This is a genomic window from Kluyvera georgiana ATCC 51603 (assembly GCF_001654985.1).
Taxonomy (GTDB): domain Bacteria; phylum Pseudomonadota; class Gammaproteobacteria; order Enterobacterales; family Enterobacteriaceae; genus Kluyvera; species Kluyvera georgiana.
Genome location: NZ_LXEU01000016.1, coordinates 20,363 through 46,176 on the forward strand (window position 1 = coordinate 20,363; position 25,814 = coordinate 46,176).

Sequence of the window (25,814 nt, forward strand, 5' to 3'; positions counted from 1 at the left end):
AGGTGGAGTAGATCGTGGAAACACCCGACTGACAAGGGGAGTTGATGACGCTGAGTTTTTCCCCCTTACCTGAAGAGGAGTCTCCCCGGTCTTCCCCCGGGGGGAGGGACAGGTAATTTGTTGTTAAATAAAGTAAATTATGAAATCCCCCATTTCCCCCGTATTCTCTGCTTCATTATGATTAATCTTAGAGAAAGGAACCGTAGAGGACCGTAGAAAGACCGTAGCAGTGAGGTAAGGAAGAGGCACATCAGAGGGTGTTGAGGTGTCTAAAAGTAACGAACATCTGCGAAAATGGCGAGAAATCCAGCAAACAAATAACGTGTTGCAACGACCAGAAATCTACCGTAGCTAAGAAAGGAAAAAGCCCCGCTTTGCAGCGAGGCCTTATGAATATTGGTGCCCGGACTCGGAATCGAACCAAGGACACGGGGATTTTCAATCCCCTGCTCTACCGACTGAGCTATCCGGGCAACGGGGCGCATTAAACCGTAATCGCCTCGCCTCGTCAACGAAAATTATAAATTTTGCGGCGAGTTGCACAATCTATCATCACCTTGCGTATTTTGCACGCGACGTCAGGCAAAAAAGGCGGTCCAGGCAGCGGAAATAGGCATCGCCAGCAGCAGCGCGGGCAGCATATTCACCACGGCGAACATCTTGATTCCGCAGATACGCAGGCCGGTTGCCAACAGTAACAGGCCGCCGACGGCGGTGAAATCGGCCATCATTGCGGGGGTGGTCAGCGGCAGGATCATAAAGGCGCAGAAGGCCAGCGTTAGCTGGATGACCAGCATCGGCACGCTGATGGCGCAGACGGCAAAGCCGAGCGAGCAGGCGAAAATCATGGCGGTAAAGAAATCGAGAAACGACTTGGCGATGAGTATGGTCGGATCGCCGGTCATTCCTTCGTGCATTGAACCAAAAATCCCGGTTCCGCTCGCGCAAAATAGCACGATGATCGCCACGTAGCTTTGAATAAATGTCTCATGTTCCCGGCTTTTGCCGGGCTTAATCAGCCGTTTTTGCAGTCGGGAGACGCCGTTGTTGATCCCTTTTTCCAGATGGCAAAACTCACCGATCAGCGCTCCCACCAGTGTGGCCAGCACCATCACCGGCATGTTGGCGCACTTGATCACCAGCAGCAGGCCAATACCCAACGAGGCGAGGCCGAAGATCGAGGTCATGGAGACGCGAATACGCTCCGGAAGACGCTGGCTTAACAACGCGCCGATCAAACCACCGACGAGCACCGCCCCGGCATTAATAAATGGGCCAATTACCACGTTAACTCCTGTTACTTATATATAAGCTCTGCATTATTATGGACTGATTAATCGGTTCAGTGCTTGTTTCTCCGTGGTATTGGTGCATAAAAATTTCGTCTTGCACCCTCTGGTGAATGGTGCCATGATTGCGCGAAATTTCTCCTTTCCTGAATCGGGGCCGCCTGCAATGACATCTTTGCCATTACATTGCCAATGCCGCTTCGCCTGCTCGCGAAGGTCTGCCCGTTTTTCCTTGTTCACCATGCGGTGACGCCAACGCACGCTCACTGCAGGACAACAGTAAGATTAGACCATGTCTGCTTTTACTGATGTCTGGCGGTCGGAGCTGTAACCCAGTTGCACCCAGACGCTTCGTGGGGCAGAGCCAGATGCTCTGCCCAGGACTTTTACTCTCCCTGAGTGGGTCGTTGCGCTTATGAAATCAATGAACATTGCTGCCAGTCGTGAACTGGTCTCACGCCTTTCCACCCATCGTGTCGTGGTGGCGCTGGATAGTACCGACTTTACCGATGTGGCAGCAGTCGTCATTACCGTGGCCGATAGCCACAGCGGCATTCTTGCGTTACTCAAACGCAGCGGATTTAAGCTGCCGGTATTCATGCTGACGAGCGATGATATCAGCGCCCCAAACGGCGTAGATGCGGTCATCAGCGGTAAAGACCAGGAGTGGCTGGAGCTGGAGACCGCCGCCTGTCGCTATGAAGAAGAGCTGCTGCCGCCGTTTTTTAATACCCTGACTCAGTACGTTGAAATGGGTAACAGCACCTTTGCCTGCCCGGGCCATCAGCACGGCGCGTTCTTTAAAAAGCATCCGGCGGGCCGTCAGTTTTATGACTTCTTCGGCGAGAACGTGTTTCGTGCCGACATGTGCAATGCCGACGTGAAGCTCGGCGACCTGCTGATTCACGAAGGTTCAGCCAAGCACGCGCAGAAGTTTGCCGCGAAGGTGTTCCACGCCGATAAAACCTACTTTGTGCTGAACGGCACTTCCGCCGCCAATAAGGTGGTGACCAATGCGCTGCTGACCCGCGGCGATCTGGTGCTGTTCGACCGCAACAACCACAAATCGAACCACCACGGTGCGCTGATTCAGGCTGGCGCGACGCCGGTCTATCTGGAAGCGGCGCGTAACCCGTTCGGTTTCATCGGTGGCATTGATGAGCACTGCTTTGACGAACGCTACCTGCGCGAGCAGATTTGTGAAGCCGCGCCGGAGAAAGCCGATGATGCGCGTCCGTTCCGCCTGGCGATCATTCAGCTGGGCACCTATGACGGCACTATCTACAATGCGCGTCAGGTGGTGGATAAAATCGGCCACCTTTGCGACTACATTCTGTTTGACTCCGCGTGGGTAGGCTACGAGCAGTTTATCGATATGATGTCCGACACCTCGCCGCTGCTGCTGGATCTCAACGAAAACGATCCGGGCATTTTCGTTACCCAATCGGTGCACAAACAGCAGGCGGGATTCTCGCAGACCTCGCAGATCCATAAAAAAGATAACCATATTCGCGGCCAGGCACGCTTTTGCCCGCACAAACGGCTGAACAACGCCTTTATGCTGCACGCCTCAACCAGCCCGTTTTACCCGCTGTTTGCGGCGTTGGATATCAACGCCAAAATCCACGAAGGGGAGAGTGGTCGCCGTCTGTGGGCAGAATGCGTTGAGCTGGGTATTGAAGCGCGTAAGGCGATTGTGGCGAACTGCAAGATGATCCAGCCGTTTATTCCGCCGATGGTGGATGGCCGCCCGTGGCAGGATCACCCGACCAAAACGATTGCCAGCGAGCGTCGCTTCTTTAGCTTCACGCCGGGCGCGCGCTGGCACGGTTTTGAGGGTTATGCGCAGGAACAGTACTTCGTTGACCCGTGCAAGCTGCTGCTGACCACCCCGGGGATCGACGCAGAAACCGGGCAATATACCGAGTTTGGCATTCCGGCGACGATTCTTGCCCACTATCTGCGTGAGAACGGTATCGTGCCGGAGAAGTGCGACCTGAATTCGATTCTGTTCCTGTTAACCCCTGCGGAAACGCCGGAGAAAATGGCGCTGCTGGTGGCAATGCTTGGCCAGTTTGAACAGCATATCGAGGACGATACGCCGCTGGCCGACGTGTTGCCGACTATCTACAACAAGTATCCGGTACGTTACCGTGACTATACGCTACGCGAGCTGTGTCAGGAGATGCACGATCTCTATGTCAGCTTTGACGTCAAGGATCTGCAAAAGGCGATGTTCCGCAAAGAGAGTTTGCCGAATGTGGTGATGAACCCGCAGGACGCTAACAGCGAGTTTATTCGCGGTAATGTTGAGCTGGTCCGTATCAGTGATGCCGAAGGGCGCATTGCCGCCGAGGGCGCGCTGCCGTACCCGCCGGGCGTGCTGTGCGTGGTGCCGGGGGAAGTGTGGGGCGGTGCGGTACAGCGCTATTTTCTGGCGTTGGAAGAGGGCGTGAACCTGCTGCCCGGCTTCTCGCCGGAGCTTCAGGGGGTGTACAGCGAGAAGGATGCTGACGGGATTAGCCGGCTGTATGGGTATGTTTTGAAGTAAGGTGTGGGGAACCCCTCACCCTAACCCTCTCCCCATGGGGGAGAGGGGCCGTCAGGTGCAGTGATTAACAATAGAACCGGGTTCCCTCTCCTTCGTTGGAAGAGAGGGACGACGCCTTAATGCACAACTGGCTGTGCTCCCGGCGCAACACGCTCATGTTTATATTTGAACAGCCCAACGAACGCCACCGCCAGCACCAGCGAGTAGCCGGCGAAAATCAGCCATACGCTTTGCCAATCGGTAATCCCGTCCACGGTGTACATCTCCACGACTTTCCCGCTCGCCATGCCGCCAAGGATGCAGCCAAAGCCGTTGGTCATCATCAGGAACATGCCCTGCGCGCTGGCGCGGATTTCCGGGCGGACTTCTTTTTCCACAAATACTGAGCCGGAAATGTTGAAGAAGTCGAAGGCGCAGCCGTAAACAATCATCGACAGTACCAGCAGCACGGTGCCGAACGGCGTCGGGTCGCCGTAGGCGAACAGGCCGAAGCGCAGCATCCACGCGAAAATACTGATCAACATGACGTTTTTGATACCGTAGCGGCTTAAGAAGAACGGGATGGTGAGGATGAACAGCGTCTCGGAGATTTGTGAAATCGACATCATCACGGAGGCGTGCTGCACGATAAAGCTGGTGGCAAACAGCGGATCTTTATCAAAGCTGTGCAGGAAGGTGTTGCCGAACATGTTGGTGATCTGCAGTTCCGCGCCCAGCATCATCGAGAAGATAAAGAAGATCGCCATGCGTTTGTTTTTAAACAGCGCAAAGGCGTCCAGCCCCAGCATGCTGCTCCAGCTTTGTTTCTGCTGCTGGTTAGAAACGGGAATGTGTGGCAGTGTCAGAGTGAACAGCACCAGCACGACCGACAGCGCCGCGCCAATGTACAGCTGCATATGGCTCAGCTCGAAGCCGGAGAAGCTCACCGCCCACATCGCCAGAATAAAGCCGATGGTGCCCCAGATGCGGATTGGCGGGAAGTCGGTAACGATGTCCATGCCCGCCGATTTCAGGCGGTAGTAGGAGATGGTGTTAATCAGGCCCAGCGTTGGCATATAGGCCAGCGAGTTAAGCAGAATAACGAAGAACATCGCCCCCGGCGTGGTGACTTCGGCGGCCATAAATAACGTTCCTGCCCCCACCAGGTGACAAAATGCATAGACCCACTTGGCGCTAATCCATTTATCCGCCACGATGCCCAGCAGCGTTGGCATAAAGACGGCGGCGATACCCAGTGAGCTGTACACCGCGCCGATAGAGGCACCATCGAACTTCAGCGTCACAAACATGTATGAGCCAAGCGTGGTCAGCCAGCTCCCCCACAGGCAGAACTGCAGGAAGGACAGTATCTTAAGCTGCAGCTTTAAATTCATGTTAATTTCCTCACAAATAGGACCGGATAGGCGTTCGCGTAATAACATCCGAAGGCATTATTTGTGCTGATTCTATCAATGGCTGTGATGAGACATTGTTAAGCGCCGCAAAAAATTGCAATTATTTTTACTTTGCACAACGAAATAGTGACAAAACTAACATTTCTGTAGGAAGTTCAGGTGGGGAAGCCGCTTTACCCTGGGCAAAATCGGGAGGAAGCGGCTGCGTTTGTGAGAATTGTCACTTACGGCGATAGCTTTTCTGCGCCGTATTCACCTTATAGAGATAGCGACGCGATTCCGCCGACGGATGGCGGGTGGTCAGCGTCTGATAGACGTCGCCTGGCGACATGCTGTTAATGATGTTTGCCGCCTGCACCTTATCGTTAGAGAAGACGCGCAGCACGCTGCCCGCACCGCCGTTATAGGCGGTAATCACCGCATAGCGGCGCGACGTTGGGTTGTTGATACCGCCAAGGTAGATATTGTTGAGGATCGCCAGATAGGCGGTCCCGGTATCAATGTTGCTGGCCGGATCGAACAGGAAGCTACGGCTTGGCGTGCCGGATTTCCCCTGCGAGCGGAAGACGTCTTTCCCGGCGGTATGCTGCACCACCTGCATCAGCCCCATCGCGTCGGAACGGCTGACCGCATACGGGTTAAAGGACGATTCAGTCTGCATAATCGCCAGAATCAACGACTCGTCGATGCCGTATTTGCGTGAAGCCTGCCGCACCATGCCCAGATATTTGTGGGCACGCTTATCAAGGTGGTTCGGTACCAGATTAATGGTCACGCTATAAATAATGTGCAGGCCGTTGCTGCGTTTTTTCATCCGCGTTTGCAGCAGATAGTCGGCGAAGCGCGCGGCACGCCACTCCCAGCGAATAGCCTCGCCGGTGTTATCGACCACCTGGCCGTACAGGAACGGTTCTTTGGAAATCTGAATGTCGTCGGCGTCGGAGTAAAGGTCGACCGAGCTGGGGTCGTCACCCATCAGCAGCGTGGTGATGATGGCCTGGCGCAGGCGCGCAGCGGGTTCGGTACCGGCGATGGTTTCGACGGTGATGGTACCGTCATCGAAGTTGATATGGCTACGCGTCTGGTAGCCATCGGTGTATTTAACGTAGTCCTTCGGCCCGGCGATCAGAACTTCGTTAAACCCCCAGATGTTTTCAATATTATGGGCGAACTGACCCATCAGAATGTCAAAACCGTTGGTGTCTTTTACCCAAGCTTCATTGTAGGCATCGCCCTTTTTTGAACCCGAGCAGGAAACAAGCAACGGCGCTATCAATGCCAGTGCAAATATTCTTTTTTTCATCATTCCGGGAGCGCGTGTTGTTGTTGTCTTAAAGGGCCTTTGGGCCCTTACTGTTTTTCTGGCGGCGTGTAGCCTTCAATGTGCACATCTTTGCCTTCAAACAGGAAGTTAACCATTTCCTCTTCCAGAAGCTTACGGTGCTCCACATTCATCATATTGAGTTTCTTTTCATTGATGAGCATGGTCTGCTTGTGCTGCCACTGCTTCCAGGCTTCTTTCGAAATCTCGTTATAGATGCGCTTTCCCAGCTCGCCGGGGTAGAGCTGGAAATCCTGTCCTTCGGCGTCGCGCTGCAGGAAAGTACAAAAAATAGTTCTGCTCATAATCAATCCTCTTATTTCGCCGCTCGTTAAACGAGTGAATCGGCGCGTAACTGCTGCAACAGGCGCTCAACCGGTGCGGCCAGCCCAACGACGGGCGGCTGGGCTAAGTTATACCAGAGAGCGCTGCCTTCATCCATGCATGAGGCGAATGAGGACACACTAAGCCACATAGGCACAATGTCCAGATGGAAATGGCTGAAAGTGTGGCGGAAAGCGGTAAGCTGGGTCAGCTTCTCTGCCGGAATCTGCCGCTCGGCCAGCCAGTCGCGCAGCGCCGTTTCATCGGCAAACTGCGGGAAACAGTATAGACCGCCCCACAGGCCGCTAGGCGGACGCTGCTGTAAAAACACCTCGCGGTCGTGCTGCATCATCAGAAAATAGCCGGTACGCTCGGGGATGGTCTGCTTCGGTTTTTTACCCGGATACTGCGCCCAACTGCCGTTGGCGGCGGCGATGCAGCCGTTTTCCAGCGGGCAGAGCGAGCACTTGGGTTTTGAGCGGGTACACACCATCGCGCCCAGGTCCATCATCGCCTGGTTAAAGCGCGAAACGCCGTCGGCAGGCGTGACCTGTCCGCTGATCTCCCACAGCCGTTTCTCGACCTCTTTTTTCCCCGGCCAGCCGTCCACGGCATAACAGCGCGCCAGCACGCGCTTCACGTTACCGTCGAGAATGGGAAAATGTTTACCGAGCGACAGCGATAAAATCGCCCCGGCGGTAGAGCGGCCCACGCCGGGCAGCGCCGCCACTTCGTCAAACGTTTCCGGGAAACGACCATGGTGCAGCGTGGCGACCTGCTGAGCGGCCTTGTGCAGGTTACGCGCGCGGGCGTAGTAGCCCAGGCCGGTCCACAGATGCAGGACGTCGTCCAGCGGCGCGTTAGCGAGGTCGGTGACGGTGGGAAAGCGTGACATAAACCGCTCAAAATAAGGGATAACTGTGGCAACCTGCGTCTGTTGCAACATCACCTCAGACAGCCATACTTTGTAGGGCGTCTTTTCAATTTGCCAGGGCAGGGTTTTACGCCCGTATTTGTCGTACCAGTCCAGTACCTGGGCTGAAAATTGAGACGCTTGCATAGTCAAAGCCGTGCTTCCAATGTCGTACTATTAAGAGGCCAGATTGCAGCACAGCGGTACTATGCTGTAAACAGGAACTTTCCGGTGCTTGCATCCGGCAACTAACTTTGGATAATGCCCGTTTCCCGAACACTCTCACAAGCAGACTTATTTTTATGAAGAACGACGTCATTTCACCGGATTTTGATGAAAACGGCCGCCCGCTGCGCCGCATTCGTAGTTTTGTTCGTCGCCAGGGGCGACTGACTAAAGGGCAGGAACACGCGCTGGAAAACTACTGGCCGGTGATGGGCGTTGAGTTCAGCGAAGAGCCCGTCGATTTCGTCGCGCTGTTTGGCCGCGATGCGCCGGTCACTCTGGAGATTGGTTTTGGTATGGGGGCTTCGCTGGTGGCGATGGCCAAAGCGCGCCCGGAGCAGAACTTCCTCGGTATTGAAGTGCATTCACCGGGCGTGGGCGCGTGCCTGGCCTCGGCGCACGAAGAGGGTGTTGATAACCTGCGCGTGATGTGTCACGACGCGGTAGAAGTCCTGCACAAGATGATCCCGGACAACTCCCTGAACATGGTGCAGCTCTTTTTCCCTGACCCGTGGCATAAAGCGCGTCATAATAAACGCCGTATCGTTCAGGTGCCGTTTGCCCAGTTCGTGAAAAGCAAGCTCAAGCTGGGCGGCGTCTTCCACATGGCAACCGACTGGGAACCCTATGCGGAACACATGCTGGAAGTGATGTCCTCCATCGAAGGGTATCAGAACCTGTCTGAAACTCAGGATTACGTACCGCGCCCGGATTCGCGCCCGGTAACCAAATTTGAACAGCGTGGTCATCGTCTTGGCCACGGCGTATGGGACTTAATGTTCGAGAGGGTGAAATAAATGGCAAAGAATCGTAGCCGTCGTTTGCGTAAAAAAATGCACATCGATGAATTTCAGGAAATCGGCTTCTCCGTTGCGTGGCGTTTCCCGGAAGGCACCAGCGAAGAACAGATCGATCAGGTCGTCGATCAGTTTATCGATGAAGTGATCGAGCCGAACAAGCTGGCGTTTGACGGCAGCGGCTATCTGGCCTGGGAAGGTCTGATTTGCACCCAGGAAGTGGGCAAGTGCACCGAAGAACATCAGGCGCTGGTTCGCAAGTGGCTGGAAGATCGCAAGTTTGAAGAAGTGCGCACCAGCGAACTTTTCGACGTTTGGTGGGACTAAATAAGCATACGGGGCCAGCATTTGCTGGCCCGATTTGTACTGAGGGAAAGTTATGATGCGCAAAACGCTGCTGACGGCAGTACTCTCGTTCACGGCGATGACCGCCCACGCTGACTACCAGTGCAGCGTCACGCCACGCGATGACGTGGTGCTCAAGCCGCAAACCGTGCAGGTGCAAGGTGAAAACGGCAATCTTATTATTACCCCCAACGGCGATGTGACCTACAACGGTAAGGCGTATACGTTAACGCCGGCCCAGCGTGAGCAGGCCAAAGATTATCAGACCGAACTGCGCAGCGCGCTGCCGTGGATCGACGACGGTGCGCGTAGCCGGGTCGAAAAAGGCCGCGTGGCGCTGGATAAAATTATCGCCAAAGAAGTGGGCGAGAGCAGCAATATGCGCGGTCGCCTGACCAAGCTCGACGCGCAGCTCAAAGCGCAGATGAACCGCATTATTGAACACCGTACCGACGGCCTGACCTTCCACTACAAAGCGATAGACCAGGTTCGCGCCGACGGTCAGCAGCTCGTCAATCAGGCGATGGGCGGTATTCTGCAGGACAGCATTAACGAGATGGGCGCCAAAGCGGTGCTGAAAGGCGGCGGTAACCCGCTACAGGGTGTGCTGGGCAGTCTTGGCGGTCTGCAAACTGCCATTCAGAACGAGTGGAAAAACCAGGAAGCGGATTTCCAGGCGTTTGGTAAAGACGTGTGCAGCCGCGTGGTGTCGCTGGAAGACAGCCGCAAGGCGCTGGTCGGCACGCTGAAGTAAAATCCCCCCGGCTACCTGCATTTCTGCGGGTAGCCAGATTCAGATTTTGTTTACCCGTCTCCCCTTCGCAGATTCCGTATGATGCGCTTTTCATACTAAAAGGAATTTGCCGATGAAGCTCGTCTGGACACGCGGGGCATTTCTTCTTTGCTGCGTCACCGTGTCGGTTTTTGCCAACAGTAATATCCCTACCGACGATGTTATCAAACAGCAGTTTGCGAAGCAGTCTGGCGGGCTGATGCACCTGGGGCATATCACGTTACGCCGGCTTGACGCTGTAGGTAATCAAGCTACCTACTCGGTCGAAGGCGATATGGCCGCTGACGACAATCTCTATCGGATGGTGGGAATGGCGGGGGATTATCTCTTTTATGAAAACACTTGGGTAAAGAACCGTCCGGTAAAATTTTCAGCGATGATGACCGCCGTGGGCACCCAGGCTTCGGGCTGGACGACGACGTTTTTTTCCATGCAAATGGCGGCGAAAAATGCGGGCAGGCCGTTTAGCCCAACGGAGGATCTTAGTAAGACGTTGGTCGTTAACGACAGCGGCTTTATGGCGCAGTTCGCGAAGCTTGATACCCAGTTCGCCGAAAGTAAAACGACGGTGGAAACCCAGCAGAAACAATACGATGAGCTGAAAAAGCGGGTGATGGACTTAGACGAGTAAATACTGCGCTCATGGGGAACGGACGCCAACGGTAAACCGCGCGACCGCAGCGCGGTATTGCAGGCGATGAACGCTGAGATGTACGCCGTTGACCGCAAAAACGACATGACGAAATTCAGTAACCAGTACTACATCAACGTGTATGAACCCGCGCTGGTCGCCTGTCAGAAAAAGGCGGTGTGCGATGCCGAGCCGATTCGCGCTGCGCGTGACGTTGCTCTTGAAGTGCAGCGGCGTGAATATCATCGCCAGCATGACCTGATGCAGGAAAGGATAGCGAAGGCGATCGCGGAAAAAGACGCGAAGGTGGCGCCGCTGAGAAAACAGCGAGAGGCGCTACGTGGGCAAATGGTAGTGCTGGAGTCCAGCAATCAGGAGCTCACGTATAATGCGAAGCGCTGGCTGGAAGGGGTGGCGAGAATGCGTAAAGAAAAAGTGATTCCCTGATAACCCGGAGTCGGCGCATCCGCGCCTCGTCCGGGTGACGTGGGGATTACATTAGCCCCAGCAGCTGCGGAATAAACAGCGAGATCTGCGGGATGTAGGCGATCATCATCAGGGCGACCAGCAGCGCGGCGTAGAATGGCAGCAGCGGTTTGATTAACTGCTGGATCTTCACTCCGGAGATAGAGCAGCCGACAAACAGCGCGCTGCCTACTGGCGGCGTCAACAGGCCAATACACAGGTTGGCAACCATCATGATACCAAAGTGTACCGGATCCATGCCCAGGTCCTGGGCGATGGGCAGGAAGATCGGCGTGAAGATCAGCACCGCAGGCGTCATATCCATAAAGATGCCGACGATCAGCAGCACAATGTTAATCAGCAGCAGGATCACCAGCGGATTCTCCGAGATCCCCATCAGCGTGTCGCTGATCATGTAGGGAATATCGGCGTTGGTCATCGCCCACGACATGCCGACGGAAAAGCCAATCAATAGCAGCACGATGGAGGTTGTGACCACCGACTCCAGGATAAGCTTTGGTAGATCGCGCCATTTCACCTCGCGGTAGATAATCACCGACAGGATAAAGGTGTAGACCACGGCAATCGCCGAGGCTTCGGTGGCGGTGAAAATACCGCCCAGAATCCCGCCCATCACGATAATCACCAGCAGCAGGCTCGGCAGGGCGTCGAAGAAGGCTTTCGCCGCCTGTGCGCAGGTCGGGCGCTCGGAGACCGGGTAGCCGCGGCGCTTCGCGATAATCGCGCAGACCACCATAATCGCCAGGCCCATCAGAATACCTGGCAGATAGCCCGCCATAAACAGCGAGGCCACCGACACGCCGCCCGCGGTCAGCGAGAAGACGATCAGTACGTTAGACGGCGGAATCAGCAGCCCGGTAATGCACGACGAGACGTTAACCGCAGTGGAGAACGTGGGGTCATAGCCCTTTTTGGTCTGAATCGGGTGCAGGGTGCCGCCCACCGCCGCAGCGGCAGCGACCGCCGAACCAGAAATAGAGCCGAACATCATATTAGCCAGCACGTTAACGTGGCCCAGCGAGCCGGGAACGCGGCCGACCATCACCTGCGCGAGGTTAATCAGGCGGATGGCAATCCCGCCGCTGTTCATCAACGTACCGGCGAAGATAAAGAACGGAATCGCCAGCAGGGCAAAGTTGTCCAGACCGTTGGCCAGGCGCTGGGAGACGGTTATGACGGCGATATCCCACGGGAACATCAGCAGCATCGAGGCAACGGTCGCAATGCCGATAGAGAACGAAATCGGCACGCCGATAAACACCAGCACAAAGAAAGCGCCGAACAGCGTTAAAGCAATATACCCGTCCATTAGCTCGCTCCTTCTGCGGACTGTTTCAGGCTAATCAGGCCGTTGGCGATAAACCACAGCGCGTAGAACATCATGATGAGGCCGGACAACGGCAGGATCAGATAGACGTAGCCCATTGGGATCTGCATCGCCGCGGAGACCTGCGCGGTTGCCAGCGTTTTGGCGATGAGCTTTAGCCCACCGGTCACAATGACCGAGCCGGAGAAGATAAAAATCAGCAGGTTAATCACCACGCCCAGCAGCGTTTGCTTACGCGGCTTGAGCGTCATAGCCAGCAGATCGATCGCCAGATGGCGCTGTGCGCCGACGGTGTAGGCCGCGCCAAGCAGGCCAACCCAAATCATCAGAAAACGCGCCAGCTCGTCCGTCAGCGTGCTGGGTTGGTTTAACACATAGCGACTGAACACCTGCCAGACGACGCAGACGACCAGCGCCACCATGACCGCGACGGAGAACGCGGCGATCGCGCGGTCCACCGCCTGTTTAGTGCGGGTAAAAATCATCGTTTGTTATCCTGGTGAAGGCGGGCCAGATGCTGGCCCGCAAGGGAATTACTCTGAGGCGGCTTCAAATTTGGCCAGCAGCGCGGCCTGTTTCGGATCTTTGTTGAAATCGTCAAACAGCGGCTGGACCGCCGCACGGAACGGCGCTTTGTCGACCTTGACGATCTCGCCGCCCATGGCCTTCGCCTGAGCACGCGTGTCGGCGTCGATTTTGTCCCACAGCTTCTGTTGATAAATCTGCGAATCCGTGGCTGCTTTCGCCAGAATCTGCTGCTGCTCCGGCGTTAGCTTGTCCCAGGTTTTGGTGGAGATCACCAGGAAGTCAGGAATAGAGGCGTGCTCATCTTCAGAGAAGACTTTGGCAATTTCGATATGGCGCGTTTGTACCCACGATGGGACATTATTTTCCGCACCGTCAACCACGCCCTGCTGCATTGCGGTATAAACTTCACCGAATGAAATAGGTGTGGGTGAACCACCCATTAATTCAATCATTTTTATGGTGGTCGGGCTGGCCTGAACGCGAATTTTCAGCCCTTTTAAATCTTCAGGTTTAGTAATCGGTTTTTTGGCATAAAAACTACGGGTACCGGCAACATAAGCGGAAAGGGCGAAGAATCCTTTTTCTTTCGTTGAGTCCATAATTTCTTTACCGACCTCGCCAAATACCACTTTATTAAAATGTGCCTGGTCTTTAAATAAGAACGGCAAATTATAAATGGCATAAACGTTGTCGAAAGATTCCAGATCGCTGGCGGAACCTTTGGTCATATCCAGCGCGCCGTTCTGTAATAACTCCATGGTTTCACGCGCGCTGCCCATCTGGCTGCTTGGGTAAATACGGATGGTCATCTTGCCGTCTGACAGCTGCTTGACCTCTTTGGCCATTTCTTCAAAAGCCTGGTGCACTACGTGGCTACGCTCAAGGTTGTGCGCCAGCTTCAGCGTCACTTTTTCAGCCGCAGCGGCCCCAGCGGAAAGCAACGCGAAAAGCGACGCACAGATTAGCGTTTTGCGAAAAAAGAGAGATTTCATTAATAGGCTCCATGCACATTCATTATTGTGGTCTATATCTAGAGGGACAGCGTTGAATTTCTGTATGACATATTATCCTGGTTGTCAGACAGCTTTAAGCTACCACTCTCACAATTTTCAGCTATCTGTGCATTAAATGCGGTTTTTGTGCGCTGGGTTATATTTATGACATATTCGTTATTGGCTATTAATATCTTATTTAAATATTGATGGTGAAATTATTCGGGAAGTATTGGGGTAACCACTCGGTAAAGCTGAATGATATATTTCGCCATTATTTATAATGGCGAAATATATTTATTATTTATTCACTAAGAAACAGTTCAAGCAGTGAGTTCAAAAACAGTTTACCGTGCTCGGTTATCTGCCAGTATTGCTCGCACTCGGTCAGGTAGCCCAGGGCCAGCGCTTCATCCAACTGTGAGCGGATAATGCTTTCGTCCAGGCCGGTATAGGCGCTGAATTCGGCGCGCGGCGCGGCTTCCAGTAAACGGAAGCGGTTCATAAAGAATTCAAACGGCTTGTCGGCGTTCTCAACGTCGTGCTGGCGCTCCAGATAGCGCCCTTCCATATAGCCGCGCGGATGACGCGTTTTTGCCGTACGCAGAATGCGGCCGTCCGGGAACGTCACCTTGCCATGCGCACCGCAGCCGATGCCCAGATAATCGCCAAAGCGCCAGTAGTTGAGGTTGTGCTGGCACTGATAGCCCGGTTTGGCATAGGCCGAGGTTTCATACTGCTGATAACCTGCGGCGGTCAGCAATTGATGACCCTGCTCGAAGATATCCCACAGCGAGTCGTCGTCCGGCAGCACCGGCGGGCGCGAACCAAACAGAGTATTGGGCTCGATAGTCAGCTGATACCAGGAGAGATGCGGCGGCGATAGTTCAATCGCCTGGCGCAGGTCGCTCAGCGCCTCTTCCAGCGACTGATCCGGTAACCCGTGCATCAGATCGAGGTTGAAGCTGCGCAGCCCCAGCCCGCTCGCCAGGCGCGCCGCGCGTTTAGCCTCTTCCGGCCCGTGGATGCGCCCAAGACGCTGGAGCTTGCTGTCGCTAAAGCTCTGTACCCCGATAGAGATACGGTTGACGCCCGCCCGCTGATACTCCACGAAGCGGTCGGCTTCGACGGTGCCCGGGTTGGCTTCCATGGTGATTTCTGCATCAGAAGCCAACGTCAGGCGCGCGCGCACACCGTCCAGCAGAGCCTGCATCGCCGGGCCTGACAGCAGGCTCGGCGTACCGCCACCGATGAAGATAGTCTGCACTTCACGTCCCTGCGCATAAGCAACGTCGGCGTCTAAATCGCTCAGCAGATGCTGTACGTAGTCGTCGTGTGGGACTTCACCCTTCAGCGCGTGCGAGTTGAAGTCGCAGTACGGGCACTTCTGCACGCACCACGGGATATGAATGTAGAGACTCAGCGGGGGGAGCTTAACCATGACGCATGGCTTCCAGTAGCAGCTTCAGCGCCTGGCCGCGGTGGGAGATGGCAATCTTCTCTTCGCGGCTAAGCTCGGCGGCGGTCTTGCCTTCCGACGGCACGAAGAAGATAGGATCGTAGCCGAAGCCGCCCTGGCCCGCTGGGGCGCGGGTAATCACGCCCGGCCAGGTGCCGTGGCACACCAACGGCGTGGGGTCTTCTGCGTGGCGCATATAGACCAGCACGCAGTGAAACTGCGCCTGACGCTGGTCGTCCGGCACGTCTTTTAACGTTTCCAGCAGCTTTTCCAGATTCTGTTGGTCGCTGGCATCGAGGCCGGAGTAGCGTGCGGAGTAGATCCCCGGCGCGCCGCCGAGAATGTCAACTGCCAGACCAGAGTCATCGGCGATGGCCGGTAAGCCGGTCACCTGCGCGGCGTGGCGCGCTTTGAGAATCGCGTTTTCAATAAAGGTCAGCCCGGTCTCCTCGGCTGACTCTACGCCAAGCTCGGTCTGGGCGACGATATCAAGACCAAAATCGCCGAGCAGCGAAGCAAGCTCGCGCACTTTACCGGCGTTACCGGTCGCGAGGACAACTTTTTGCATGGGATATCCTAAAGTTTCAGGGCGTCGACGCCCGATGGGATCTGTTGCGGATGAATAATTTTAACCTGTTTATGCCGCCCCAGTTCACCTTTCTCGATGATGACCTGGCTTTTGGCGACCTTAAACTGTTTGGCGAGATACTTCACCAGATGAGCATTAGCCTGCCCATCAACGGGCGGGGCGGTGATGGCGACTTTCAGTTCGTCGCCATGTACCCCAACAATCGCATCCCGGCTGGCCTTTGGCTGAATATACAGCCGCAGCACCAGCCCGTCATCGCAGGGAGTGACGGCACTCATAGCGCCATCCACAGTCCTGGCAGCAGCATGTTGCCGGTGGCTTGCAGCACTTCGGCGATGCCCATATTGATGACGTACAGCAGCAGCACCAGCACCATTGGGGAAAAATCAATTCCTCCCATGGACGGCAGCAGGCGGCGGATAGGGCGCAGCAGCGGTTCGGCGAGCTGCATCAGCACGAACTCAACCGGGCTGCGGCCCTGGCTGACCCAGCTCATGATCGCCATCAGCAGCAGTACCCAGAAGATCAGCAGGCCGATGGTCTTGAGCAGAATCAGCACCGCAGAGATCCAGATAATTGGCTGGAAGGTGATGACCATAAACAGCACGATGGCTTTCACCACGCACAGAATAAAGGCCAGCAGCAGCGAAGAACTGTCCAGCGGACCCATCGGCGGAATGACGCGACGCAGCGGGCCGACGATCGGTTGAGTGATCTTCACCACGAACTGCGAGAATGGGTTGTAAAAATCGCAGCGCGCCCACTGCATCCAGACGCGCAGCAGTAGCACCATTGTGTACAGTTCAATCACTGTAGAGAGCAGGAAGGTCAACGTCTTCATGGCGTTCCTTGGGGTTCCTTATTTTTTTGTGTAATCACGCGCACCAAAAATCGCGGTGCCAATGCGTACCATTGTACTACCTGCCGCAACAGCGGCTTCCATGTCGTCAGACATGCCCAGAGATAGCGTGTCTACGGTCGGGTAGTCTGCTTTCAGTCGCGCGAATGCTACAGCCATTTCGCGGGCAACGGCAAACTGCCGGTCGTACTCTTTTTCCGGCGCGGGAATCGCCATTAAGCCGCGCAGGCAGACGTTCGGCAGGGCGGCAATAGCGGCGGCCAGCGCGTCAAGCTCTGCCAACGGAATGCCTGATTTGCTTTGCTCATCGCTGATATTGATTTGAATCAGCACGTTGAGCGGCGGCAAGCTGGCCGGACGCTGCTCGCTTAAGCGCACGGCAATTTTCAGTCGGTCCACGGTGTGGCACCAGTCGAAGTGCTCGGCAACCAAACGACTTTTATTGGACTGCAGTGGGCCAATAAAGTGCCATTGCAACGAGGTGATTCCCTGCTCGCGAAAGTGGAGAATTTTCTCTACCCCTTCCTGAACATAGTTTTCGCCAAACGCGCTCTGGCCCGCCGCAACGGCTTCTTCGACGGCGCTCGCAGGTTTAGTTTTACTCACTGCAAGCAGCGTTACTTCTTTTGAATCCCGGCCGCAACGTGCTGCTGCCGCTGAGATTTTCTCCCTGACCTGTGCCAGGTTATGCGCAATATCGTTCATATGGGCTGGTGGGTCTATGGATATACAAGAAATCGTGGCGCTTAGTGTAAAGCATAACGTCTCGGATCTACACCTGTGTAGCAGCGCAAACGCGCGCTGGCGTAGGGGAGGCAAGCTGGAAATCGCGCCGTTTACCGTCCCGGATCTCGAGGTGTTGATGGCCAACTGGCTGAGTGATAGCCAGCAGCAGGCGTGGCAACGGCATCGGCAGCTTGATTTTTCCGTCTCGCTTCCCGGTTGTCCACGATTACGTGCCAGCGCGTTTGCTCACAGCCAGGGGGCATCGTTGGTACTACGCCTTTTGCCCACGCGGTGCCCGACGCTTGCTGAACTGCATACGCCGGTTGCGCTGGCTGAGATGCTCAACGAAGAAAGCGGATTGATTCTGGTGACCGGGGCGACGGGGAGCGGTAAATCGACCACGCTGGCGGCAATGGTGGACCATCTCAATCATCACCTGGCAGGACATATTCTGACGCTGGAGGATCCCGTTGAGTTTCTGCATACCAGCGCAGACTGCCTGATTCAGCAGCGCGAAATCGGGCAGCATACCGCCTCTTTCGCGGAGGCGCTGAGGGTGGCGCTACGTCAGGATCCCGACGTGATTCTGCTTGGCGAGCTTCGCGATAGTGAGACAATTCGCCTGGCGCTGACGGCGGCGGAAACCGGTCATCTGGTTCTGGCGACGCTACATACGCGCGGCGCCGCGCAGGCGATCGAGCGGCTGGTTGATGTGTTTCCTGCTCAGGAGAAAGAGCCGGTTCGCAACCAGCTTGCCAGCAGCCTCTGCGCAGTGCTGGCGCAGAAGCTACAGCCTGACAGCCAGGGCGGGCGTGTGGCGTTGTTTGAAATGTTGATTAATACACCTGCCGTCAGCAACCTTATTCGCGAGGGGAAAACGCATCAGATTGCTGGCGTGATGCAGACTGGACTGCAAAGCGGAATGCAGACCTTCAGCCAGAGCTACCAGCAGCGAGTGAATGCCGGGATGCTATAAAAAGGAAAAACGTATAGTTATTCGCCAGCATGATCGTCTGGCGAGCGCCATTGAGAAACAATGAATTCGGCTAGCACATAATTGAAGGCAAAAATGTGATGGCCGTTTTATTTTAATATTCATCGCTGGGATAATAATCAGTTTCTCTTTTTGTTTTGTAAATTTAATTATTGTCGCTGTTGCGGGGATGTACTTATTTGTAATTTCTGAGTGATTTTCAAAGGGCGGAAACAAAACTTCCTACGACGTTTATTCTAATATGGTATGAGTCGTTACGCCATAGGTATGAGAGCTTTGTAATTAGTTAATTACATTGTGTTGCGTAGGCTTACAAAAAAAGGTTGATATTCTTTTGACACTTCCAGGGTCTTCGTTCTATCCTATTTATGTAATTAGGACTAATCTTATGAAATAAAGTTTCACTTGTCGGTTGGTTCTTATTATTAATGGTATTAGGTTTGCCTTTGCTTTGACTTATTAAATCACCATGATGGTGGATATAGACTATGGAGAGTTTCAAAATGTTTGAAGTAACTGAGAGTGTATCTAATTCCCGGAAGATTATCTTAATCACCCACCCGTCAGTACAAGCAAACGCGTTTGCAAACTATCTTACTGAATTACTTTCAGTTTCCGTCGATGTACACAATATCAACAAGCCGCTGATGCAGCGCCTTAACAAGGGCACTGTGGTATTGTTCGATATTGCCGTTTCCAACAAAAAACTGAATGGCATCTGGCGCGATATTATCCGCACGCAGTTTGATTCCCCTCGCTTGTTAATTATCAACAGTGCGCAGAAGTATGAATTATACGAAATGGCGCAGTGGCCTGCACTGTATGGCGTGTTCCGTCATGACGACGAAGAATCGCGCTTAATTGAGGGCGTCAAAGCGGTCTTAAACGGCGAGCAGACGGCTGAATTGAGCGTGATGCACCCAGCAATGTATGCCGTTGAACATACTCCGGAAAATCACGATAGCGTGCCGCTGACGGAACGTGAATGTGAAATTCTCAATGAATTACGTCACGGCGCGACCAATATGGATATCGCTCGTGCGTTGTTTATCAGTGAGAATACCGTCCGCACGCATCTGTATAATGTATTCCGTAAGCTAAGCGTGAAGAATAGAACTCAGGCGGTAAGCTGGGCCAACGAAAATCTGCGCCACTAATCGGCGAGTCACCTATTCTGGCGTGTTCCCGGGAAATGATTCCCGGGGCTGCCCATGGCTAGTAACCCTGTTCGAAATAACTTTCCAGAATCACTACGGCTGAGGCGGAGTCGACGCTGCCTTTGTTCAACGCCCTGAATCCCCCATGCTCAAACAGCCCGGCGCGAGCCTCAACGGTGCTCAGTCGTTCATCATGCAGCGTAATCGGCACGCCAAAGCGGCCGTGAATTTTATTGGCAAAATTACGCGCGCGCGCGGTCAACGGTTGCTCGGTACCGTCCATATTCAGCGGTAGGCCGACGATGACCGTTTCAGGCTGCCACTCTTTAAGCAGACGGGCAATAATGTTCCAGTCGGGAGTGCCGTCCTGTGCCTTAATGGCGGCCAGCGGCCGTGCAGTGCCGGTAATACGTTGGCCAATCGCCACACCAATGCTGCGCGTGCCAAAATCGAAAGCCAGTAGTGTTCCACTCATTATGCGTGCCCCGCAGCGCCTGACATGGTCAGAATATTAATCCCAATCAGCTTTGCCGCTTCTTTCCAGCGTTCACCAATTGGGGTTTTAAACAGGATATTGAAATCGGCTGGGGCGGTGAGCCAGGCGTTATCGAGGATCTCCTGCTCCAGTTGCCCCTTTTCCCAGGAAGCATAGCCCAGCGCGACCAGCACTTCAGACGGTTGGCGCTCGGTACCGAGGGTCTCCAGCACATCACGAGAAGTGGTGACAATCGTATTGTCGGAGATCCGGATGCTGGAGGAGAACGACGCCGGCGGCGTGTGCAGAATAAATCCGCGATCTTCTGCCAGTGGGCCACCCAGCATGACGGGCTTATCCAGGCGAATCGACGGATCGCGAGGTTCCGGGGAGATCTTCAGCTTTTCGAGGATCCCTTCAACCTGCAAATTTTCCAGAGGTTTATTAATAATAATGCCCATTGCACCGTCGTCGTTGTATTCGCAGATGTAAACCACGGATCGGCGGAAGATGGGATCCTGGAGGGTTGGCATAGCAATAAGAAAATGATGCTGTAAATTCATTATCAGAGGTTCTTGTCCTGTTTTAAAAAGCAGCAATGCCCAGTATGAGGGGAAAGCGCACGGCTGTCACCAGGCTTGCCTGCGTATATGCAGCGCTGAACGCCCGGTTGGCGGCGGATTCCCTCCCGCCGTATTAAAGCAACGTACTATTTTTGCAGGCGTTTTTCGATAGCATCCATCAGCATACCGGTGATGGAAATCGGATATTCCGCTTCGATTTCACGCACGCAGGTTGGGCTGGTGACGTTAATTTCCGTCAGACGATCGCCAATGATATCCAGACCAACGAAGATCAGGCCTTTGGCTTTCAGCGTTGGGCCAACCTTACGGGCGATTTCCCAGTCGCTTTCGCTCAGTGGACGCGGTTCACCACGGCCACCGGCGGCCAGGTTGCCGCGCGTTTCGCCGCCCTGCGGGATACGTGCCAGGCAGTAAGGTACCGGTTCGCCGTCGATAACCAGCACGCGTTTGTCGCCATCTTTAATGGCCGGCAGGTAGTTCTGCGCCATGCAGTAGCGGCTGCCGAGCTCGGTCAGCGTTTCGGCAATGACGCCAATGTTCGGATCGCCTTCCTTCACGCGGAAGATGGATGCGCCGCCCATGCCGTCCAGCGGCTTCATGATGATGTCGCCGTGTTTTTCCCAGAATGCTTTCAGCTGCGCCTTGTTGCGGGTGACCAGCGTTTCCGGCGTCAGGTCGGAGAACCACGCGGTGAACAGCTTCTCGTTGCAGTCGCGCAGGCTCTGCGGTTTGTTGACGATAAGCGTCCCTTTCTCTTCCGCGCGCTCAAGAATATAGGTGGCGTAGATAAATTCGGTGTCGAACGGCGGATCTTTACGCATCAGGATAACGTCGAGGTCGGCGAGTTTAATATCCTGCTCGCTGCCGAACTCGTACCATTTTTCGTAGTTCTGCTCAACGCTCAGCAGACGCGTACGCGCGTGCGATTCGCCGTTGATCAGGTACAGATCGTTCATCTCCATATAGTGGAGTTCGTAACCGCGACGTTGTGCTTCCAGCAGCATAGCGAAGCTGGTGTCTTTCTTGATGTTGATGCTTGCGATGGGATCCATCACGATGCCGAGCTTGATCATTATTGTTCTCCTTTAACCCAAGTCACCAAAGCGCACCTGCAGTGCGGTGATGGCGGTGAGTGCGGTAGTCTCTGTGCGCAAAACGCGAGGCCCCAACAGAATATCAGTAAACTGGTAGCGTGCGGTCATGGCAATTTCATCGGCGGACAGACCGCCTTCCGGGCCAATCAGCAGACGCACGCGTTCCACCGGCAGCGGCAGCGTATTGATGCTGGCGCTGGCGCGCGGGTGCAGATTGAGCTTTAGCGCATCGTCCTGCTCGGCGCACCAGTCTTCTACGTCCATTGCCGGGCGAATCTCCGGAACAAGGTTGCGACCGCACTGCTCGCAGGCGGCAATCGCGATTTTTTGCCACTGCTGAATCTTCTTATTCAGACGCTCGGCATCCAGTTTAACGCCGCAGCGCTCGGAAAAAAGTGGCGTAATGAGGCTTACACCCAGTTCTATCGATTTCTGGATGGTGAATTCCATTTTATCGCCGCGCGACATCACCTGGCCGAGGTGAATATGGATCGGCGATTCACGATCGTCCAGTGCGCTGCTCTGGATTTCAACCGTCACGTTCTTTTTACCGGCATCGGTGATCACGGCCTCAAAGACGTGGTTGCTGCCGTCAAACAGCTGGATGGCCTGGCCTTTTCCCATGCGTAAAACGCGCCCGACGTGATTCGCCGCATCTTCGCATAGGGCAACCTGCGTGCCGACGGTGAGTGATTCTGGGTGATAGATGCGAGGGATGCGCATAGTCTGAATTCCATCTGTGGCTACGCCCTCTCCGCCGGGGAGAGGGCAGGGCAAAATAACAATTGCCGCTAGTGTAGGTTAGCTCTTTTGCGCCTGGCAAGCCTGCAGCACATATGGATTATGGTTGCCCTGAATTTTGGCGATGCGCTGGTCGCGTTCGCACTCCCATTGGCTGACGGGATACATTTTGTCCCAGGCGTTGAACAGCTGGGTTTGCTGGCGGGAGAGCGTCAGCTGATAGCGGTCGCGCATATAGAAGTAGATACGAGCGATGGCGCCGCGTGAACGCTCCGGCGGCTCGGCGACTTTCTCTTTAAAGTCGACCTTCATGGCGCACTGGCCGTACTGGCCTTCGCCGCCGTTCCACTGCCCGTACATAAAGTTGCCGCGATCGCCGTTCACCTCGCCGACGGCAGGCTGCAGGTTGTGCATGTCGCTTTCCATCTTGCGGTATTCCGGGTCTTTGGCGCAGTTCTTCCGGCCACCGTCCTGCCAGCACTGGCGCTGATGGCCGAACTGCCACGCCGGAACGACGTGCTCCCATTCGACGCGGCTGGCGCGGTTTTCATTTTTACGCACTTTATAGCCGCAGGATTCCAGATCGATAACGCCTTTCTTACCCTGCCAGTTAATTTTACAGCCGCAGTAGAAATCGCCGGGAACGTCGCTATTCACTTTTACGCCGGCGCTTTTGGCCTGGGAAAAGCTGTTAATACCCTCGGCTAAGGCCTGCCCGGAGAGTGCCGCCGCGACAAACGCCACGGCAAAAGACAAATTACGGTACATCACGAACTCCATCTCAAAACGAGCCCGCAACGTAACCAATGTGGTTGTCAGATGCAATCAGTCAGGTCAGAAAACTTCCAGATATTTCCGTTAGTTACATTTCGGCAACTAATGGTTCGCCGCAGTGGACGCAGCGATAGGTGGCTTCACCGCGCACCACGCGATTATGGCGGCGGACGGTGAGCTGATGCTGCTGGCAGCGGCAGCGATAGGGGAAGGTATTTTTGCGCACGGACTCCAGCTCGAACTGATGGGTGCGCCGCGCCGGTACGCCGAGCACGCTCTCCATCATCCACTTCCACTCTTTACCGTGCGGCGCGACCCGGCCAAAGTGTTTCCACACCAGCAGGTGCGCCAGCTCGTGCGGCACCACTTCATCAATAAACGCCTGCTGATTTTCCTGTAACAACACGGGATTGAGGCGAATCTCATACTGCTGAAGCCAGGCGGTACCCGCAGAGGTACCGCGCTGTTGATAGACCAGCTTCGGTTCGGGGTAGTTACGCCCCAGCGCCAGGTTGGCCTGAGCGAGTTTTTCCCGCAGGCTGCGCATGACGTTTTGCTGGACGGCGATAGGAATTCGAGGGGTTTTCATAACGGCTGAGAATAAAACGTGAAACGGGGAGGTGCAAGAAGAAGCTTCCTCCCAGGCGGGAGGAAGCGGGATGAAGGTTAGTCGCGAGCGCCAATTTCACGCAGCGGACGGCCCTGCATCAGGTTACGTTCAATGTGTTCCAGAGAGACGTTTTTGGTTTCCGGAATCAGCCACAGGGTCAGGAAGATGAACAGCACGTTCAGACCGCCGTAAACCCAGAAGGTATTGGCGCTACCCAGCGAGTTCAGCATGGTCAGGAAGGTGGCCCCGACGATCATGTTCGCAATCCAGTTGGTGGCGGTAGAGCAGGTGATACCGAAATCACGGCCTTTCAGCGGCTGAATTTCAGAGCACAGTACCCAAATCAGCGGACCGGCGCTCATGGCGAAGCCAACGATAAACATCAGCAGCATCAGCACGGCGAAGTACTGGGCCACCGCGGAGTGAATGCCGATATGCATCATCGAGCCCAGCACGCCCATGCCCACGGCCATCACGATAAAGCCAAGGATAAGGGTAGGTTTACGACCCCAGCGGTCAACCAGACCAATCGCGATAAAGGTGGCCAGCACGTTGGTCAGGCCAACGATAACGGTCCCCCACATCTGTTCGGTGGTATTGGTGTAGCCCGCCAGTTCAAAGATTTTTGGCGCGTAGTACATGATGACGTTCATACCGGTGAACTGTTGCATTACCTGCAGCAGCACGCCGAGGAACACCGCGCGACGGAAGTTGCTGTTCTCTTTGAACAGCGCCCAGCCGCTCTGTTTCACCTTCAGGCTTTCGCGGATTTCATCCAGCTCGCGTTTGGCTTCGGCGCTGGTATCGCGCAGACGCATCAGTACGCGCTCGGCATCGTTAAAGCGACGTTTTGCCGCAAACCAGCGCGGGCTGTCCGGCAGGAAGATAACGCCGATCAGCAACAGCACCGCAGGGATGATGATCACGCCCAGCATCCAGCGCCATGCGCCGCTGTAGCTGAACGCGGTATCGGACAGGTACGCACCAAGAATACCGATGGTAATCATCAGCTGATACATGGAGATCATGCTGCCGCGGATTTTCTCCGGCGCGATTTCAGACAGGTACAGCGGGGCGGTGTAGGAGGCCACACCCACTGCCAGACCGAGCAGCACACGGGAAATCAGCAGTACTTCAACGTTCGGAGCCGCGGCGGAGAACAGGGAACCGGCAACGAACAGGATCGCACCGATCATCAGGCTTTTCTTACGGCCCAGCTTGAAGGAGAGCCAGCCGCTGCCGACGGCGCCGACGGCGGCACCGAACATCATCGAACTAACCACCCATTCCTGCGTATGGGCACTGAGTTGGAAATCGGTCGTAATAAACGGTAGGGCACCGGCAATAACGCCGATATCAAGACCGAACAGCAGTCCGGCCAGCGCCGCCAGAAAACAGACAAAGAAGGTCATTGTCTTGTTCGAGCGACCCTGTTTTTTATTGTTAGGCATGATGCTCTCCATTGAGTCATTGATTCTATCGATGCTTAGGGTAGGAGACTGCGTAGTAAAAAAATGTGATAACAATCACGACTGTGTAATCGGTTACACTGTTATTCATGTTATCCATGAGTTAAACATCAATTAAATCATAGGTATGTGTTTATTTTAGTGAGAAACAAAAAAACGATAATGAGATTTTACTGAAACATGAGGCAATAAGGTGAAAAGCTGTTTCATTCATGAAGTAGAAGGCTTTATGACCCTGGGGTGCTAAGATGTAATCGCTTTCATTAAAATGTTTTGAAATGTAAATTGATACGTAGAGGTTATGAATTGCGGGCATAAAAAAGCCAGCGCGAGGCTGGCTTTTATCGAACGGGGAGGGCTTATTTCA

Annotated in this window: 27 protein-coding genes, 1 tRNA gene and 1 pseudogene; 7 read left to right on the forward strand and 22 right to left on the reverse strand. The window is 54.7% G+C overall.

What is annotated here, in order from left to right; translation table 11 throughout:
• Positions 1 to 397 precede the first annotated feature (397 nt).
• The 3 genes from M989_RS04360 to M989_RS26005 form a co-directional block, all read right to left on the reverse strand.
• Positions 398 to 473: transfer RNA gene (locus M989_RS04360), tRNA-Phe, on the reverse strand.
• Positions 474 to 578: 105 nt separating this feature from the next.
• The gene (locus tag M989_RS04365) at positions 579 to 1,286 is read right to left on the reverse strand and encodes a DUF554 domain-containing protein (RefSeq protein WP_064542592.1); all 708 of its coding nucleotides are present in this window, start codon (positions 1,284 to 1,286) and stop codon (positions 579 to 581) included.
• 36 nt (positions 1,287 to 1,322) lie between these two features.
• Complete coding sequence (locus M989_RS26005) at positions 1,323 to 1,532, reverse strand: hypothetical protein (protein WP_209438751.1); 210 nt, start codon at positions 1,530 to 1,532, stop codon at positions 1,323 to 1,325.
• A gap of 172 nt (positions 1,533 to 1,704) precedes the next feature.
• Here M989_RS26005 and M989_RS04370 point away from each other — a divergent pair, with 172 nt between their 5' ends.
• Positions 1,705 to 3,840, forward strand: a complete 2,136-nt coding sequence (locus M989_RS04370) for an ornithine decarboxylase (RefSeq protein WP_064542595.1) — start codon at positions 1,705 to 1,707, stop codon at positions 3,838 to 3,840.
• Between the two features lie 116 nt (positions 3,841 to 3,956).
• On the opposite strand, the gene M989_RS04375 is transcribed toward M989_RS04370, so the two are convergent.
• The 4 genes from M989_RS04375 to mutY form a co-directional block, all read right to left on the reverse strand.
• The gene (locus M989_RS04375; protein WP_064542598.1) at positions 3,957 to 5,213 is read right to left on the reverse strand and encodes a nucleoside permease; all 1,257 of its coding nucleotides are present in this window, start codon (positions 5,211 to 5,213) and stop codon (positions 3,957 to 3,959) included.
• 241 nt (positions 5,214 to 5,454) lie between these two features.
• Positions 5,455 to 6,537 carry a membrane-bound lytic murein transglycosylase MltC gene (gene mltC / locus M989_RS04380; protein ID WP_064542601.1) on the reverse strand — a complete coding sequence of 361 codons (1,083 nt, stop codon included), beginning with the start codon at positions 6,535 to 6,537 and terminating at the stop codon, positions 5,455 to 5,457.
• A gap of 47 nt (positions 6,538 to 6,584) precedes the next feature.
• The gene (locus M989_RS04385) at positions 6,585 to 6,860 is read right to left on the reverse strand and encodes an oxidative damage protection protein (RefSeq protein ID WP_064542603.1); all 276 of its coding nucleotides are present in this window, start codon (positions 6,858 to 6,860) and stop codon (positions 6,585 to 6,587) included.
• A 26-nt stretch (positions 6,861 to 6,886) separates the two neighbouring features.
• On the reverse strand, positions 6,887 to 7,939 hold the full coding sequence (gene mutY / locus M989_RS04390; protein ID WP_064542607.1) for an A/G-specific adenine glycosylase: 1,053 nt from the start codon (positions 7,937 to 7,939) through the stop codon (positions 6,887 to 6,889).
• Positions 7,940 to 8,094: 155 nt separating this feature from the next.
• Here mutY and trmB point away from each other — a divergent pair, with 155 nt between their 5' ends.
• The 4 genes and pseudogenes from trmB to M989_RS04410 all read left to right on the forward strand — a co-directional run bounded on the left by trmB (position 8,095) and on the right by M989_RS04410 (position 11,030).
• Positions 8,095 to 8,814: a tRNA (guanosine(46)-N7)-methyltransferase TrmB gene (gene trmB / locus M989_RS04395; RefSeq protein ID WP_064542610.1), complete on the forward strand. Its 720-nt coding sequence runs from the start codon at positions 8,095 to 8,097 to the stop codon at positions 8,812 to 8,814.
• Positions 8,815 to 9,141, forward strand: a complete 327-nt coding sequence (locus M989_RS04400; protein WP_064542613.1) for a YggL family protein — start codon at positions 8,815 to 8,817, stop codon at positions 9,139 to 9,141. It begins immediately after the preceding gene.
• A gap of 52 nt (positions 9,142 to 9,193) precedes the next feature.
• Positions 9,194 to 9,913 carry a YggN family protein gene (locus M989_RS04405; RefSeq protein WP_064542616.1) on the forward strand — a complete coding sequence of 240 codons (720 nt, stop codon included), beginning with the start codon at positions 9,194 to 9,196 and terminating at the stop codon, positions 9,911 to 9,913.
• 112 nt (positions 9,914 to 10,025) lie between these two features.
• A pseudogene (locus M989_RS04410) lies at positions 10,026 to 11,030 on the forward strand (DUF1202 family protein).
• A 46-nt stretch (positions 11,031 to 11,076) separates the two neighbouring features.
• Here M989_RS04410 and M989_RS04415 read toward each other — a convergent pair.
• The 8 genes from M989_RS04415 to M989_RS04450 all read right to left on the reverse strand — a co-directional run bounded on the left by M989_RS04415 (position 11,077) and on the right by M989_RS04450 (position 17,528).
• A complete protein-coding gene (locus M989_RS04415; protein WP_064542619.1) occupies positions 11,077 to 12,378 on the reverse strand; it encodes a TRAP transporter large permease in 1,302 nt (433 codons plus the stop codon).
• On the reverse strand, positions 12,378 to 12,881 hold the full coding sequence (locus M989_RS04420; RefSeq protein WP_064542622.1) for a TRAP transporter small permease: 504 nt from the start codon (positions 12,879 to 12,881) through the stop codon (positions 12,378 to 12,380). The genes M989_RS04415 and M989_RS04420 overlap by 1 nt, the downstream gene beginning before the upstream one ends.
• A 48-nt stretch (positions 12,882 to 12,929) precedes the next feature.
• Complete coding sequence (locus M989_RS04425) at positions 12,930 to 13,916, reverse strand: TRAP transporter substrate-binding protein (protein ID WP_064542624.1); 987 nt, start codon at positions 13,914 to 13,916, stop codon at positions 12,930 to 12,932.
• 304 nt (positions 13,917 to 14,220) lie between these two features.
• Positions 14,221 to 15,357 carry a radical SAM family heme chaperone HemW gene (gene hemW / locus M989_RS04430; protein ID WP_064542627.1) on the reverse strand — a complete coding sequence of 379 codons (1,137 nt, stop codon included), beginning with the start codon at positions 15,355 to 15,357 and terminating at the stop codon, positions 14,221 to 14,223.
• Positions 15,350 to 15,943 carry an XTP/dITP diphosphatase gene (locus M989_RS04435; RefSeq protein WP_064542632.1) on the reverse strand — a complete coding sequence of 198 codons (594 nt, stop codon included), beginning with the start codon at positions 15,941 to 15,943 and terminating at the stop codon, positions 15,350 to 15,352. The genes hemW and M989_RS04435 overlap by 8 nt, the downstream gene beginning before the upstream one ends.
• A gap of 8 nt (positions 15,944 to 15,951) precedes the next feature.
• Complete coding sequence (gene yggU / locus M989_RS04440; RefSeq protein ID WP_064542635.1) at positions 15,952 to 16,242, reverse strand: DUF167 family protein YggU; 291 nt, start codon at positions 16,240 to 16,242, stop codon at positions 15,952 to 15,954.
• Positions 16,239 to 16,805, reverse strand: coding sequence for a YggT family protein (locus M989_RS04445; protein WP_064542638.1), 567 nt, complete (start codon positions 16,803 to 16,805; stop codon positions 16,239 to 16,241). Before M989_RS04445 ends, yggU begins: the two co-directional genes overlap by 4 nt.
• A gap of 18 nt (positions 16,806 to 16,823) precedes the next feature.
• Complete coding sequence (locus M989_RS04450; protein WP_064542640.1) at positions 16,824 to 17,528, reverse strand: YggS family pyridoxal phosphate-dependent enzyme; 705 nt, start codon at positions 17,526 to 17,528, stop codon at positions 16,824 to 16,826.
• 16 nt (positions 17,529 to 17,544) lie between these two features.
• Here M989_RS04450 and M989_RS04455 point away from each other — a divergent pair, with 16 nt between their 5' ends.
• Positions 17,545 to 18,525 carry a type IV pilus twitching motility protein PilT gene (locus M989_RS04455; RefSeq protein ID WP_064542644.1) on the forward strand — a complete coding sequence of 327 codons (981 nt, stop codon included), beginning with the start codon at positions 17,545 to 17,547 and terminating at the stop codon, positions 18,523 to 18,525.
• 521 nt (positions 18,526 to 19,046) lie between these two features.
• On the forward strand, positions 19,047 to 19,700 hold the full coding sequence (locus tag M989_RS04460) for a LuxR C-terminal-related transcriptional regulator (protein ID WP_064542647.1): 654 nt from the start codon (positions 19,047 to 19,049) through the stop codon (positions 19,698 to 19,700).
• A 58-nt stretch (positions 19,701 to 19,758) separates the two neighbouring features.
• On the opposite strand, the gene ruvX is transcribed toward M989_RS04460, so the two are convergent.
• The 7 genes from ruvX to M989_RS04495 all read right to left on the reverse strand — a co-directional run bounded on the left by ruvX (position 19,759) and on the right by M989_RS04495 (position 25,441).
• On the reverse strand, positions 19,759 to 20,175 hold the full coding sequence (ruvX, locus tag M989_RS04465) for a Holliday junction resolvase RuvX (protein WP_064542651.1): 417 nt from the start codon (positions 20,173 to 20,175) through the stop codon (positions 19,759 to 19,761).
• The gene (locus tag M989_RS04470; protein ID WP_064542654.1) at positions 20,175 to 20,738 is read right to left on the reverse strand and encodes a YqgE/AlgH family protein; all 564 of its coding nucleotides are present in this window, start codon (positions 20,736 to 20,738) and stop codon (positions 20,175 to 20,177) included. The genes ruvX and M989_RS04470 overlap by 1 nt, the downstream gene beginning before the upstream one ends.
• A 146-nt stretch (positions 20,739 to 20,884) precedes the next feature.
• Positions 20,885 to 21,832 (reverse strand): glutathione synthase, encoded by a 948-nt coding sequence (gene gshB, locus M989_RS04475; RefSeq protein WP_064542657.1) that lies wholly within the window; start codon positions 21,830 to 21,832, stop codon positions 20,885 to 20,887.
• Between the two features lie 12 nt (positions 21,833 to 21,844).
• Positions 21,845 to 22,576: a 16S rRNA (uracil(1498)-N(3))-methyltransferase gene (gene rsmE / locus M989_RS04480; RefSeq protein WP_064542660.1), complete on the reverse strand. Its 732-nt coding sequence runs from the start codon at positions 22,574 to 22,576 to the stop codon at positions 21,845 to 21,847.
• 78 nt (positions 22,577 to 22,654) lie between these two features.
• Positions 22,655 to 23,362: a deoxyribonuclease I gene (gene endA, locus M989_RS04485; RefSeq protein WP_064542663.1), complete on the reverse strand. Its 708-nt coding sequence runs from the start codon at positions 23,360 to 23,362 to the stop codon at positions 22,655 to 22,657.
• A 94-nt stretch (positions 23,363 to 23,456) separates the two neighbouring features.
• Positions 23,457 to 23,957 carry a SprT family zinc-dependent metalloprotease gene (locus tag M989_RS04490; protein WP_074398731.1) on the reverse strand — a complete coding sequence of 167 codons (501 nt, stop codon included), beginning with the start codon at positions 23,955 to 23,957 and terminating at the stop codon, positions 23,457 to 23,459.
• A 77-nt stretch (positions 23,958 to 24,034) separates the two neighbouring features.
• Positions 24,035 to 25,441, reverse strand: a complete 1,407-nt coding sequence (locus M989_RS04495) for a sugar porter family MFS transporter (protein ID WP_074398732.1) — start codon at positions 25,439 to 25,441, stop codon at positions 24,035 to 24,037.
• Between the last annotated feature and the right edge of the window lie 373 nt (positions 25,442 to 25,814).